This is a genomic window from Aneurinibacillus aneurinilyticus ATCC 12856 (assembly GCF_000466385.1).
Lineage (GTDB): Bacteria > Bacillota > Bacilli > Aneurinibacillales > Aneurinibacillaceae > Aneurinibacillus > Aneurinibacillus aneurinilyticus.
Window position 1 is genome coordinate 15,477 of the sequence record NZ_KE952647.1, and the last position, 13,026, is coordinate 28,502.

Annotated in this window: 16 protein-coding genes; 3 read left to right on the forward strand and 13 right to left on the reverse strand. The window is 38.4% G+C overall.

What is annotated here, in order from left to right:
- The 3 genes from HMPREF0083_RS00085 to HMPREF0083_RS00095 form a co-directional block, all read right to left on the reverse strand.
- On the reverse strand, window positions 1-416 hold a 416-nt coding region (locus HMPREF0083_RS00085; protein WP_245191293.1), incomplete at its 3' end, for an MFS transporter.
- Window positions 417-608: 192 nt separating this feature from the next.
- Window positions 609-1,637: a TauD/TfdA family dioxygenase gene (locus HMPREF0083_RS00090; protein WP_021618823.1), complete on the reverse strand. Its 1,029-nt coding sequence runs from the start codon at window positions 1,635-1,637 to the stop codon at window positions 609-611.
- 33 nt (window positions 1,638-1,670) lie between these two features.
- Window positions 1,671-3,185, reverse strand: coding sequence for a long-chain-fatty-acid--CoA ligase (locus HMPREF0083_RS00095; RefSeq protein ID WP_021618824.1), 1,515 nt, complete (start codon window positions 3,183-3,185; stop codon window positions 1,671-1,673).
- Window positions 3,186-3,633: 448 nt separating this feature from the next.
- On the opposite strand from HMPREF0083_RS00095, the gene HMPREF0083_RS00100 reads away from it, so the two are divergent.
- On the forward strand, window positions 3,634-4,407 hold the full coding sequence (locus HMPREF0083_RS00100; protein WP_021618825.1) for an SDR family NAD(P)-dependent oxidoreductase: 774 nt from the start codon (window positions 3,634-3,636) through the stop codon (window positions 4,405-4,407).
- Between the two features lie 269 nt (window positions 4,408-4,676).
- Here the strand turns inward: HMPREF0083_RS00100 and HMPREF0083_RS30000 are convergent, their stop codons facing one another.
- The 4 genes from HMPREF0083_RS30000 to HMPREF0083_RS00115 all read right to left on the reverse strand — a co-directional run bounded on the left by HMPREF0083_RS30000 (window position 4,677) and on the right by HMPREF0083_RS00115 (window position 8,109).
- Window positions 4,677-4,892, reverse strand: a complete 216-nt coding sequence (locus HMPREF0083_RS30000; protein ID WP_148315807.1) for a DDE-type integrase/transposase/recombinase — start codon at window positions 4,890-4,892, stop codon at window positions 4,677-4,679.
- Between the two features lie 274 nt (window positions 4,893-5,166).
- Window positions 5,167-5,529 (reverse strand): nuclear transport factor 2 family protein, encoded by a 363-nt coding sequence (locus HMPREF0083_RS00105; RefSeq protein ID WP_040300956.1) that lies wholly within the window; start codon window positions 5,527-5,529, stop codon window positions 5,167-5,169.
- A 100-nt stretch (window positions 5,530-5,629) separates the two neighbouring features.
- Window positions 5,630-6,922: an MFS transporter gene (locus tag HMPREF0083_RS00110; protein ID WP_040300957.1), complete on the reverse strand. Its 1,293-nt coding sequence runs from the start codon at window positions 6,920-6,922 to the stop codon at window positions 5,630-5,632.
- 131 nt (window positions 6,923-7,053) lie between these two features.
- Complete coding sequence (locus HMPREF0083_RS00115; RefSeq protein WP_021618828.1) at window positions 7,054-8,109, reverse strand: TauD/TfdA family dioxygenase; 1,056 nt, start codon at window positions 8,107-8,109, stop codon at window positions 7,054-7,056.
- A 163-nt stretch (window positions 8,110-8,272) separates the two neighbouring features.
- Here HMPREF0083_RS00115 and HMPREF0083_RS00120 point away from each other — a divergent pair, with 163 nt between their 5' ends.
- The gene (locus tag HMPREF0083_RS00120) at window positions 8,273-9,178 is read left to right on the forward strand and encodes a LysR family transcriptional regulator (protein WP_021618829.1); all 906 of its coding nucleotides are present in this window, start codon (window positions 8,273-8,275) and stop codon (window positions 9,176-9,178) included.
- Between the two features lie 62 nt (window positions 9,179-9,240).
- Here the strand turns inward: HMPREF0083_RS00120 and HMPREF0083_RS00125 are convergent, their stop codons facing one another.
- From HMPREF0083_RS00125 to HMPREF0083_RS29180, 6 genes are all read right to left on the reverse strand, one after another.
- Entirely contained in the window at window positions 9,241-9,708 is a 468-nt protein-coding gene (locus HMPREF0083_RS00125; protein WP_021618830.1) for a 2,4'-dihydroxyacetophenone dioxygenase family protein, read from the reverse strand.
- 506 nt (window positions 9,709-10,214) lie between these two features.
- Window positions 10,215-11,378, reverse strand: a complete 1,164-nt coding sequence (locus HMPREF0083_RS00130) for an MFS transporter (protein ID WP_021618831.1) — start codon at window positions 11,376-11,378, stop codon at window positions 10,215-10,217.
- A complete protein-coding gene (locus HMPREF0083_RS26850; RefSeq protein ID WP_021618832.1) occupies window positions 11,375-11,569 on the reverse strand; it encodes a phosphatase PAP2 family protein in 195 nt (64 codons plus the stop codon). The genes HMPREF0083_RS00130 and HMPREF0083_RS26850 overlap by 4 nt, the downstream gene beginning before the upstream one ends.
- 19 nt (window positions 11,570-11,588) lie before the next feature.
- Window positions 11,589-11,810 (reverse strand): phosphatase PAP2 family protein, encoded by a 222-nt coding sequence (locus HMPREF0083_RS29170; protein WP_021618833.1) that lies wholly within the window; start codon window positions 11,808-11,810, stop codon window positions 11,589-11,591.
- A gap of 10 nt (window positions 11,811-11,820) precedes the next feature.
- Window positions 11,821-12,210, reverse strand: coding sequence for a DUF1614 domain-containing protein (locus HMPREF0083_RS29175; protein WP_021618834.1), 390 nt, complete (start codon window positions 12,208-12,210; stop codon window positions 11,821-11,823).
- Window positions 12,207-12,344: a hypothetical protein gene (locus HMPREF0083_RS29180; protein ID WP_240961494.1), complete on the reverse strand. Its 138-nt coding sequence runs from the start codon at window positions 12,342-12,344 to the stop codon at window positions 12,207-12,209. Before HMPREF0083_RS29180 ends, HMPREF0083_RS29175 begins: the two co-directional genes overlap by 4 nt.
- A gap of 224 nt (window positions 12,345-12,568) precedes the next feature.
- Between HMPREF0083_RS29180 and HMPREF0083_RS27715 the strand changes: the two genes are divergently transcribed.
- Window positions 12,569-12,745, forward strand: a complete 177-nt coding sequence (locus HMPREF0083_RS27715; protein WP_148315803.1) for an efflux RND transporter permease subunit — start codon at window positions 12,569-12,571, stop codon at window positions 12,743-12,745.
- Window positions 12,746-13,026 lie beyond the last annotated feature (281 nt).

Below are 13,026 nucleotides of genomic sequence, written 5' to 3' on the forward strand. Positions count from 1 at the left end.
ATCAATGAGATTAATAGTGGCGAAGCAATCGCAGGTCCGATCATTGTTCCAAACAGAACAGTGGCATAGCTGATCCCATGTCTTTCTTTCGGGAACCATTTTCCTAACATTGCAGTTACTACAGCAGCTGCTGGACCTTCGCCTGCTCCCAAGATCATTCTTGTCAACACTAGCAGAGATAGACTGGTAACAAACGGTGTGGCAAATTGAACAGTCAACCATATCCACGACAACCAAATAAACATTTTTTTTGTGTTTTTGGAATCGGCCATGCCACCAAGTAAAATCGAGGTAAGGGTAAAAATCAAATAAAAGGAACTTCCCACAAGTCCCCACTGGGAAGGACTTAAATGTAACTCTTTCATGAGGGGAACGGAAACCAAACCAATGATAATTTTATCAATTTGATTGATCATAGCCACGAGAACCAGAAACAATAAGATAATCCAGGAGTATTTTGGAGTGTTCTGTATAATAATCTCCCCTACTCTGTATTGTATTAGGGAGTACCTCTTCTGAAATCTAAAAAGGTCTCCCCCCCTCATATGAATCAACCAGTGCCCTTATAAAACGCTTTATTAAAGAAGGATTTTCGAATGTAAGCTCGATTACCTTAAGTTTTCTATAATTCCGCCAGCAGTTTTTTCACGTACGGGAATACCACCGCTAAACACCTCGAAATCTGGGGCAACTTCTCGGCCATTTGGCATTGTCAGCCACAATCTTAATAAATGACGTCTGCGTTTCTCTTCTTCATAATCTTCAAATACTGTACGTGAATGAAGAACGGTATAATTATTAACGAATTGCATATCACCCGGTTCCATCATCATATCAATCTGCAAGTTTCCATCATGAAGGAGGGAGTCGATTAAGTCAAATGCTTCGATTTCCATTTTCGACAGTTTGATACCTGTTTTTTCTTGTGCCGATTCGACATAATAACGCATATATCTACAGCTCAATTTCCCATCGTAATAACTAAAAATCGGTGATGTAAATACAGGAGATTCACCTGGCGCTTCTTCCCCACGACGATCATGGGGGAGTGGGCGATAGAGAATGCCAAGATACTCTGGGTACTTCTCCAAAATTTCATTATAAAGAGTCATTGCACTTGTAAGACTGCTTAAACCACCAGTTTTCGCTTTACGAAGACTTAGTAATCCGACTACATCCGATAAATCTGTGTGATAGGGAAGATGCACATTCGTTTGGTAAGCACGTACACTTGTATTAGTAAAGTCGAGGCCTCTGTCTTTAATATGTCCTAAGAGGTCACCTTTTGCGTTTTGCGTTACCGGAATGCCCATGTGAAGTCCGAGACCCCAGTAAATGATGCTCGCTTCTTCATCTGTATATCTTTTCATCGGTAATCCACGAAGTAATAGAAACCCTCTCCCATTCTCCAGTTCGTCAACAAAATAAGCAATTTCGTCAGACAGATCCGGAATCGGGAAATCCTCCTTGTTAAAATCAGGTGCTTGTAACCCCTTTTGTTTCACATGAAATAAAGCGTTTTCAAGAGAGGTAATCATTTTTTCAGACATGCAATAAATCCATGAATCATCTTTTGCTAGATCACTCCCTTTCCACGCTACTGGTCCTTGTACTTTTTTCTTTAAAATGGAGCTCATAAATAATCCTCCTTCAATAATATGGTTTATTTTTTACTTAACTTCAGTCAGTTGCCTTAATTCTCTGCGCAAAATTTTCCCTGTTGAGTTCTTGGGTAACTCCTTTAAAAATTCTACATATCTAGGAAGTTTGTATTTTACCAGCTTATCCTGACAGAATCGAATCATATCATCCATGGTGAGCTGTTTATCCTTGACGACAACATAAGCCTTTATGCTTTCTCCATATTCTTCATCCGGAACACCGATCACAGCCGCCTCTACGATGGCAGGATGTTCATACAGTACTTCCTCTACTTCCCGAGGATAGACATTGTATCCGCCAACGATAATCATGTCCTTTTTGCGATCCACAATGTAGATGTATCCTTCCTCATCCATTCGGGCTAGATCACCAGTGTAAAACCATTCATCTATTAAAACAGCTGATGTAGCTTCTGGCATATCCAAGTATCCCTTCATTACATTTGGCCCTTGAACGACTAATTCTCCGACTTCCCCTCTCGGCACTTCTTTTCCATTCTCATCTATCACCTTGCTCTTGGTATCCGGGATATTTAAACCAACAGAACCAGGTTTGCGGGTTCCCCTTAAAGGGTTAAAAGCGACGACAGGAGCTGTTTCCGAAAGACCATACCCTTCCAAGATAAAAACGTTATATTTGCTTTCAAATTTTTGCAACAGTTCAATCGGAATGGAAGCACCCCCAGAAATACACAAGCGAATAGATAAGAAATCCTCCATGGTTGCTTCAGATAGTTGAAAAATAAAATTGTACATCGTAGGAACTCCAACAAACACAGTTGCCTTTTTTTCTCGAATGATACTGACTACATCAAGGGAGCTAAATCTCGGCACAATAAGGACGGTTGCCCCGCAAGCAATTGGGGCATTCAGGCAGACAGTCATACTAAAAACATGAAACATCGGTAGAACAGCCATGACGCGATCTTCCTCATGCATTTCAAGCCATTTGGAAACGGAGTCTGCATTAGAAGCCAAGTTTCGATGAGATAACATAGCACCCTTTGGTTTACCAGTTGTTCCTGATGTGTATAGAATGACGGCGAGGTCTTCCTGATCGACGAAAGGGCTTTCATATGTGTGATCGCCTGCTTCCATGAGATGTTCCCATGTTCCCTCTTGATCCTCCGCATCTGTATAAATAACGAACTTTAGATTTTCCAATTGTTCCTTTATTTCTAGCAACTTCTGTTCTGCGGATACATGGGCGATGATTGCTTTGGCTTGACTATTGTCTAAAACGTAGTTAATTTCTCCTTGGGTAAACAAAGGATTAATCGGAACAGCGAATGCACCGAGGCGTAAAATGCCATAGTACGCAATGACAAATTCAGGACTGTTTCCTAATAAAAGAGCTACTCCATCTCCCTTCTCGATTCCTCGGGCAGACAAACCGGCAGCGAATCGATTCACGAGCTGATTTAGTTCTTTGTATGTAACACCTTTATCTCCATAGATGTAGGCATTACGATCTGGGAAATGACTTGCACTTCTCTTCAAATTTCCGTCTAAATGATAGTTCATTACATAATGTTCCTCCTTTTACTCATACTAAGGTGTTTTAAACAGATCTTACTTGGACTATTAATAATATTTTTACTATTTAGAATTGTTGTTTCGATTATACTTATAAACCAAAATAAAATAAAATTAAAGATTTTTACTTGCAAGTAAGTATCATTAATATCAGAGAAATATTGAAGAAATAAAAGAAACAGCTAACTCATTTAATCCTAGGGAAGTTAGATCATAGCCCTGTAAATACTTCTTTAGGGTTAATTCGATCAGAGGATAAACATTTACCTACCTTCTTAAATCTCAAATTAGTAATACTTAATTACAAATTAAAATATTTAATTTTCTTTACGTGCAATTTATAAATATAATCAACGTATAAGAGATTTAATATTCACAAAAATCACTTTAAAGCTTAGTCAGCTAACGTGTTGAATCGAAACAGGAGGTCATTTATATGGACTTAAAGTTATCTGGAAAAAAAGCACTCATTACAGGAGGAAGCCGAGGAATTGGTAAAGCTATTGCCCGTCAGTTGGCTCTGGAAGGTGTAGATTGTACGATTTGTGCAAGAAACGAATCTTCACTAAAGATCACTGCAGAGGAATTAGCCGAAGAAACAAAAAGAAATATCTATCCAATTGTGGCGGATACCTCGAATCCTGACTCTATCCTAAATTTAGTTGAAAAATCAGCAGCAGCGATGGGGAGTATTGATATTCTAATCAATAGCGGGGCCCGCGTTGGCGGTGGAGAGCCGGAAGATTTTAACCGCATTAAAGATGAACTTATTTTAAGAGATTTTGAAGAAAAGTATATGGGCTATTTTCGTTGTACACGAGCTGTTGCTCCTTATATGATAAAAAATAATTGGGGGCGTATCATCAACATAAGTGGTCTGGCTGCTAGAATAGGTGGCAATTATTTTAGTTCCGGTCCACGTAATGCATCGGTTATCCATTTAACAAAATCCGCATCATTGGAATTAGGAAAGCATGGAATTAACGTCAATGCTGTTTATCCAGGTATTGCAGACACGGAAACGATTAGAGACCGCTTCCCTAATGAGGAGGCTTTACGTAAGGCAGCAGAAATGAATCCGAGCGGCCGCTTGATTACAGCGGAGGAAATTGCCTATGTCGTTACCTTCCTAGCTTCACCTTTGTCGGTATCGATTACTGGCGATGTCATTTCGGTAACCGGTGGCATAGGGAATACCGTTTTTTACTAAAAAGCTAGGACAAGTTAAATATAAAAGTTATTGTTTTTTTAACGAGCCTCCCTAAATGAACATATCCCTATTAAGTAGATAGACTTAAAACAACCCCTCCTTTAGCTTTCAAAATGATAATTGATATATGTAACTCAACCAACTTAATGTTCTGTTAGCTAAAGAACTGACTGCTTTAATCAGAGTTTGATTCACTTTTTATGCAACCTTAGTTCATATTCAATTGGACTAAGGTTGTCTAATATTTATTAAGATATATTTTTCGGACTCTAAGTGCCCAAAAAGATTTTCCATACATACTTTGAGCAGTTTTCTTTTCTGGACATACTAGGAACTACACCGTGCTTTTGTAGTAAGTTATAGTATTGGCAAAATGTATACTGAAAACCTTGATCACTGTGTATGATGCTTCCTTTTACATCACGCCTTTTTGTAGCTTGTTTTATTGTGCCTATCACTAAATGCAAATCATTTCGGTTACTAATACCTCCCTAATTTAGGATCGTTTTGACGACCGCTTCCCAATCTTTGTTGATGGTAGCAATACTCCGATTACATCCAATAAGAGTTATAAAAAAGGAGCATCTCCCTAAATCTCGAATTGAGTAAGTGATTAACAAACTCAACAGATTGGGGATGGCTCCCTATATCTATTCTCTGACAAGGAAGTCTTTTAGATTTAAGGGTTATATAAAATATCCGCTAGGTGATTGGTTCCAAATGTAAAGGAATTTCCGATAGTACAGTAAAAGGCTAAGGTTATACATTAGTTATTGTGCCTTGATGAAAAAACAATTGCCATCTTCCATTTTTGTATTTCCAAATAGAACTACGCAAGGTATGTCGATTTCTTGTTTCATCATTTATTTGAAAAGTAGCCAGTACTACATCATCAGCTAAAGTATGCATATTAAAATTATGAAGGGTCATTTTAAATGTGCCACCAATTTTAACGGCATCAATGCAATCATTTTTTGAAAATATATTTCCCGAACTTCCATATTCAAAAAATTCATCTGCAAGCAGTTCATTTAGTTTTTCTGGATTTGTGCGAACTTCTGGCCGTAACAATTTTTCTTCAAGTCCTTTAATGTATTTTTTAAGATTTACGGTTTTATCCATATTTCTCATCTCCATTCATGTATGTTATTGATAACTCAACTTTCTTGAAAGGTGTCTTTGACAAGAGGGTGTGATGGCTGCGAATAAATTCAATTGCTACTTAAACAATCACTTGATCCTCTGATGTTATCGTTGTATGTTTTTTCTTTACGGGGCGTACACCGACCCAAAACAACAATCCGATAACGAACATAACGAAAGAAGTTGCTTGAAACGCATACTGATATCCTATTGCCTCAGTCGTTGCATATTGAATAAGATATCCAAATACCAGTGGAGCAATAATACTGGTTGAACTTGAAAGAGCAATAAACACTCCTTGTGCTTTTCCAATATTTTTGGGAGAGAAAAAATCCATCAAAATGGCAGGTGCAAGTGAAAGAATAACATATGAAAGACCTGGAGCAAGAGTAAAAAACAATATCTTAAGATTAGTGGAACTCACAATATTTTCTAGATATACACAAACAGCGGATAGTACCATCATGAAACCGGCAAGATTGATTCTCGATTTACGAATGTCCCCTGTTTTGCGATAAAGCCAATCTGATAGCATAGAAAATCCAAGTTGGCAAAAGGCTGCGAAAAAAAAGGGCAGGGCCACGGCTAATTTTAATGTTTGACCGTCAAAATGTTGAATCTTAGAAAAGTACGCCGGAAACCATACCGCTTGAACAGACAGTAACCAATAGGCACACCCCCCACATAAAGCAGTAAAAACAAAATTTTTAGAAAATAAATACGGAAGAAACTGACGCCAAGAAACTTGAGAGAGCATGGTCGAATTCGTTTCCTTTTGAGCAAAAGAAGGCATCCCGATTTCTTGCGGATTTTCTTTCCCGAAAATCATCCAAAGACCTAGCGCAATAAGCCCAACAATACCCATGGCTACAAATGCAGATCTCCATCCATATTGATCGATCAATGAGATTAATAGTGGCGAAGCAATCGCAGACCCGCCTGTTGTTCCTAATAAAACAGCGCCAAAGCCGATCCCATGTCTATGTTTCGGAAACCATTTTCCAATTATAGCGGTTGATAGAGCCGGAGCCGGGCCCTCGCCTGCCCCTAGAATCATTCTTGTGAATATGAGCATAGACAGACTAGAAACAAAAGGGGTGGCAAATTGAACAGTCAACCATATCAAGGACAGCCAAGTTAGCATTTTTTTCGTGTTTTTCGAATCGGCCATGCCTCCAAGTACGATAGAGGAAAAGATAAAGAACCAAAAGAACGAACTCCCTACAAGTCCCCACTGAGAAGGGCTTAAATGCAGCTCCTCCATAAGAGGAACGGAAACCAAACCAATGATAATTTTATCAACCTGGTTGATCATCCCGGAAAGAACTAAGAATAGTAATATAACCCAAGAGTATTTTGGAGTGCTAGGCATAAAAACCCCCTGCTTTTCACCATTTGAGGGGTAACTTTCCCAAGCTCTGAAAAGTACTTCCCCCTCACATGAATCAACTGATGTCCTTATAAAATACTTTATTTAAAGAAAATTTCTGAGTTTAAACCCAATTACCTCAAGTTTTCTACAATACCACCAGCTGTTTTTTTGCGTACAGGAATACCGCCGCGCCCCGGTTTTCCTGTATGTTCATCAATATACATCGCGAAATCGGGTGCAATTTCCCGACCGTTTGGCATCGTGAGCCATAATCTTAGCAGGTGGCGTTTGTGTTCAGGCTCTTCATAATCTTCGTATACAGTACGCGAATGCAGCATTGTATAATTATTAACAAATTGTATATCGCCTGGTTCCATCATCATATTATAGTGCATGTTTTCATCATGAAGGATGGAATCGAGTACGTCTAATGCTTCGATTTCAACCTTTGATAAATAGATCCCTGTTTTTGCTTGAGCTGATTCGATAAATGTACGGACATACCTGCAGCTCAATTTCCCATCGTAATAACTAAAGATGGGTGATGTAAATACAGGAGACTCACCTGGTCCCTCCTCACCACGACGGTCAAAGATGAACGGGCGAAAGAGAATGCCAAGGTACTCTGGGTACTTCTCCAGAATTTCATTGTAAACAGCCATCGAGCTTACGATACTGCTGAACCCCCCCGATTTTGCTTTACGGAGGCTTAATAAGCCTACCACATCAGAACCATCTGCATGGAAGGGAAGGTGTAGCTTCGTTTGGTACCCACGCACATTTGAATCTTCTAAGCTGAGACCTTGGTCAACGACATGCCCTAAGAGATCCCCTCTTGCGTTTTGCGTTACCGGAATGCCCATATGAAGTCCGAGACCCCAGTAAATGATGCTCGCTTCTTCATCTGTATATCTTTTCATCGGTAATCCACGAAGTAATAGAAACCCTCTCCCATTCTCCAGTTCGTCAACAAAATAAGCAATTTCGTCAGACAGATCCGGAATCGGGAAATCCTCCTTGTTAAAATCAGGTGCTTGTAACCCCTTTTGTTTCACATGAAATAAAGCGTTTTCAAGAGAGGTAATCATTTTTTCAGACATACAATAAATCCATGAATCATCATTTGCTAGATCACTTCCCTTCCACGCTGCTGGATCTTGCACTTTTTCTTTTAAAATCGATCTCATAAATAATCCTCCTTCAATAATGTATTTCTGAGTAAAGAATGTTTAGATTATTATTACTCTTTAGAAATATCAACTTGATTATACTCATAAATTGTATTTAAATAAAATTAAATATTTTTACTTACAAGTAACCATGACTAATATTTAAAGTGGGTGGAAGGTTATGAATCTTGAACATTTGCTCTATATTGTTGAAGTTGCAAAATACCGCTCCCTGTCTATAGCAGCACAAAATCTACATGTGACCCAATCCGGTATCAGTCAGTCCATTACCAGCTTAGAAAAGGAGCTAGGACTTAAAATTTTTAATCGTTCACGAGGACATGGTGCAATACCAACTGATGAAGGTAGAATCATTCTGAAACAAGCCTACGAAGTACTGAGGAAGGTTGAAGAAATAAAAGAGACTGCTAACTCATTTAGTCCTACGGAAGTGGAAGAACTAAAAGTATCTTCTGCCCCCGGCATGACAACGTTTTTGGTAAAAGCCATAGCCGCTTTTAGACATGATTATCCGCGCGCAAATGTAGAGGTTTCCGAAAAATGGGCACCTGCCGTGATTGGAGATGTTCGCCAGCATAAGACCGACATCGGACTGATTACATATTCAACTAATTGGAACATAAACATGGATGGCATTGCTTTTGAAGCACTACTTGAGGGAAAGCCAAAGGTCTATGTTTCTAAGCATTCCCCATTAGCATTTCTTAGTACCATAACTCCGCATGATATTTTCGATCAAACTCTCGTCACATATAACAGTGAATCAATGCAGTGTTTTGTTCAGGATTTCTTTAATGAGTACAAGCCCTTGAAAATTTTATTTACAGCAAATAATATGGATGGAGTTCTCCAAGCCATCGTTGAAGGTTTGGCTATTACATTTGCTCCTGATTTCCTAATGAAAAATTATCCCCCTGTTATAAAGGGGGATATTATTCCCGTGGATTTGGTTAATCATAGGCCTGTAAATATTTCTATCGGGTTGGTTCGATCAGAGGTTAAACATTTATCTACTTTTGCTAACAAATACATTCATTTTCTAAAATCTGAAATTATAAAGAATTAAGCAAAAAAAAAGAGAAGTATTTCAGTCGCACATGGGCGCTGAGCTTCTCTTCTTTATATCTTTTAAAATTTGGTTACATCTACAGCTTCAATTCCTTCAGACGCACAGTAAGCAAGGTATCTTTTCAGAAATGACTCCCAATTATCTCTTGCAATAATTTCACCACCCTCGCCCAAATAGTCTAATGTTCCTTCGACTATATTAAGCGTAATAACATCCTCATCCCCTAAGCCATTCGGTGTATGCTTGGAGCCAGCAGGTTCATAAACGATATCACCTACTCTGGAGATCCAATCATCCTCAACGTACCTCCAAACTCCCTGAATGGTATACACAATGACTGTACCAGAATGAAAATGGGGAGGAAGTTGCATACCCGGCGGGACTTTTAATAGGGTAAGATTTTGCCCTGTGACTGGATTGACCTTAAGCAATTTAAATTTTGCCTCCCCAAAATAAGGAATCCAAGGCAAGTCGTCTGGATTAACATGATTGGCAGCTAATGCTGCTACATCTTTTACATTGCTCACTTATATCCCCTCTTCCTATGAAAGTTTTGAAGCTATTCGTAGTGTGTTAACTCTTTCGCGCCAGTTTGTTCATCAACTATTGAGAATTAACTGATTTTATTATATTTTTAATTTTCAAAATGATAAAATTATTATTTTTAATTTATAATTAAGTTATATTAATATGTATCATCAACTCACCTCACAAACTAGCTCTTTTAATATATAAACCTTCTCGAATCATTGACACCTAGATCATTTACGATGGTAAATCATTGAAAACTACTATTCTCGTAGTTAGTTCTCACTAATTAATAACTTAGAATTAACTGACTATTTTTGCGAATCCTACGCCATCCTTTCAACGGTCATAGAGAAAGAATAGCGTATTTTTTACTTTGGGAGTATTTGTTGCTCCTAGCTTGATGGCGATGAGGTTTAGCCAAGATAGGTGTAAAAATTTATCACAAGCTAATCTTATTGACCTTTTCTAATTATCGTATATATAAACATAATCCCTTATGTTTCTACGTTGTTTTCCTTGCTTTGAAAGAGAGTACTTTAAATAACAAAAGAGATGTAACTATAGCGATGATACCGTTTATATAGAATGAAACCTGAGCACCAAATATCTGCCATAACCAGCCTGTAAGTAAAGAAGCCGGAAATAGGCCAATTCCCGTAACCATCGCATAGAAACCAAGTGCAGTTCCTTTGACACCCGGGTTGGCTATATCAGCAACCAACGCTTTTTCAATGCCCTTAGTTAAGGCTGAATAGAGTCCATATAACGTAAAAAGAACGATCAGGCCAAATATCGTGGTTACTTCTGCAAAACCAATATATACAAAGCCATATAATGCATAACCCACTGTTAGTATTCCTCTTCGCCCGAACCGATCTGAAAAAGCTCCGGAGATATAAGAAAAAGCAGATGCAGTAAGGTGAAAGATTAAATATAATAATAAAACATTAGCGGTAGAAATCCCTAAATCTGTTGCTCTTAACAAAAGAAACGCATTTGATGAATTGACAATGGTAAATAGAAATACAATCAGTAATAATTTTTTTACATTTGGATTTAAAAGTTTCCAATCAAGATTAGGAAGAACTGTAGATGACTTTTCTGTTTCTACTCGTTGCTGTTTCTGTTCCTTTATACCGAATAGTAAGATCCATCCAATGATAACCGGAAGTAAGGAATAAAGAAAAACAACATGAAAATTCTGATTCCCTTCCATTTGTATAATAAAATAAGCAGCCCCAATCCCGATAGAAGCTCCTAACATATCCATCATTTGATGTAACCCGAAAACCCTTCCTTGCTTCTTTTTCCCTCCAGATTCTGATATAAGGGCATCTCTTGGAGCTGTACGAATCCCTTTTCCCGTTCGATCAATAAGCTTCCATATAAATACACCCATCCAAGAACTTGAAATAATGAGAAATATTCTACCCAGACCGGATAATCCATACCCAATCATAGCCAGCCCTTTTCTTTTTTTCCAGCGATCTGAATGACGCCCAGAATAAAATTTCAACACGCTTGCCAAACTTTCTGATAAACCATCGATAATTCCAATAATCACAGGCCCTGATGAGGCAAGAAAAATAGGTATTAAAGGAGTCACCATATAGGTCCCCATGTCTGTAAAAAAGCTAACAAAGCTTAATATCCATATGTTGTTCATTTCGCTTTCCTTTCCCCCTTGTAATACCGGATAACATGCAAAGCAACAATGCAGCTCGCTACCCAGGCACCTCCTGCTGCAAACCCGGCGACAACATCACTTGGGAAATGAACGCCAAGATATATGCGACTTATTCCAATTGCTATAATTAAAGTAAGGGTAAGTACAACAACACACCAGGATAATTTCAACTATTAAAAAAGTTGTAAATCATGAGTTTACAGCTCTAGCCGTGCGTAGTAAACGATTTATTTCCAACAATACAATATTCAAGCTCAGCCATACGCCTCCAAAAACATAACCTGCTGTGATATCGCTTGGATATTCCACTTTGAAATACAAACGACTTATCCCGACAAACACCCTTCCTACTGGATTTTTGAGGTGACGAATAAGTAAAAAGGCAATAAATCCGTAAACGGCAGTAGCCATCAACGTGTATTCACTTGGAAAAGTGTACGGAAGATGTTCGGCATGTAGAAGCAAACCATTGTATCCAGGGTGTCCAGTTTGGAGCGAAAAATAATGGAACGAGAATGCCTACAACCTCATCAAACTGCTTGAACTCGTTTGCTAGGAAATCCTGAATGAGACTAATCATTACAACGACAAGAATGACACCTATTGCCGATACGTTGCTTTTGTATAACAAGTAGAGCACAATCGCCACAGCAATAACAATACCAGCAATAATGAAGTATTTCTTGATTACACCATAGAAGTGTTCCCATTGCGGTCCCAAAACTTTGCCAAGAGAAATAAAAGTACCCGTATATAGAAAAGCTTCGGGGTACGCATACAGAGCAAAGGTACGGAAACGAATATTCGTCATCCCTGAAAAACAAGGAGACCAGTATAACTCATTAACAACTCCCCTGGAACGGGAAGAGCAATAAGCTCCAACATAAAAATAAAAAGCAATGCAAAATATCCATAATGATCCATCCAAGCTGTTACATACTCCAATGGTTATCCTCCTTCTGCATGTTCTATCTACATACCCTTTCTCCTTATTTTTTTATGTAGTAGTACTTAAATAGACTGTTACTTCACCAAAATAGTTCATTTCTTTCTCGGATAATCCCATTCTCTCCCTATTATTTCCAGTCTATTTTTTTAATCCTCCTGAACTTTTTAACCAACGAGTTAGTCCTTTTATTATGGTTAAACCAAGAATAAGGGGGAAAAGTATGAAGAAAATGATTGAAGCCTCAATGCAAAGAGCTGTACTTCTCTTAGTCTGCATCGTGCTCATTGTTGTATGGGGCGGGATTTCAGCGTTTCAAATGCATCGTGACTATCTGCCAAGCATTAATAAGACAACGTTGCTCGTTTCTCTACGTGTGCCATCTTATCAGACTGATTAAATCAAGCAAACCGTTACAGATAAGGTAGCAGATGCTATTCGTGCAATAGGTGGGCTTACACATATCGAAACTACTTCATATGATGATTTGCTGATGAGCCTTTATTTCCCGATGGATTTTGATATGAGACTTGCGGAAAATGAGAGCAAACAGTCGTTGACGAATGTAGATTTACCGAACGATGTCAAACAGACACCTACAGTTACGCGGGTTACTACGAACTCATTTCCAATTTTAAGTTATAGTCTCAAGGGTGTTGATTATCCAGTATAATCCAGAGT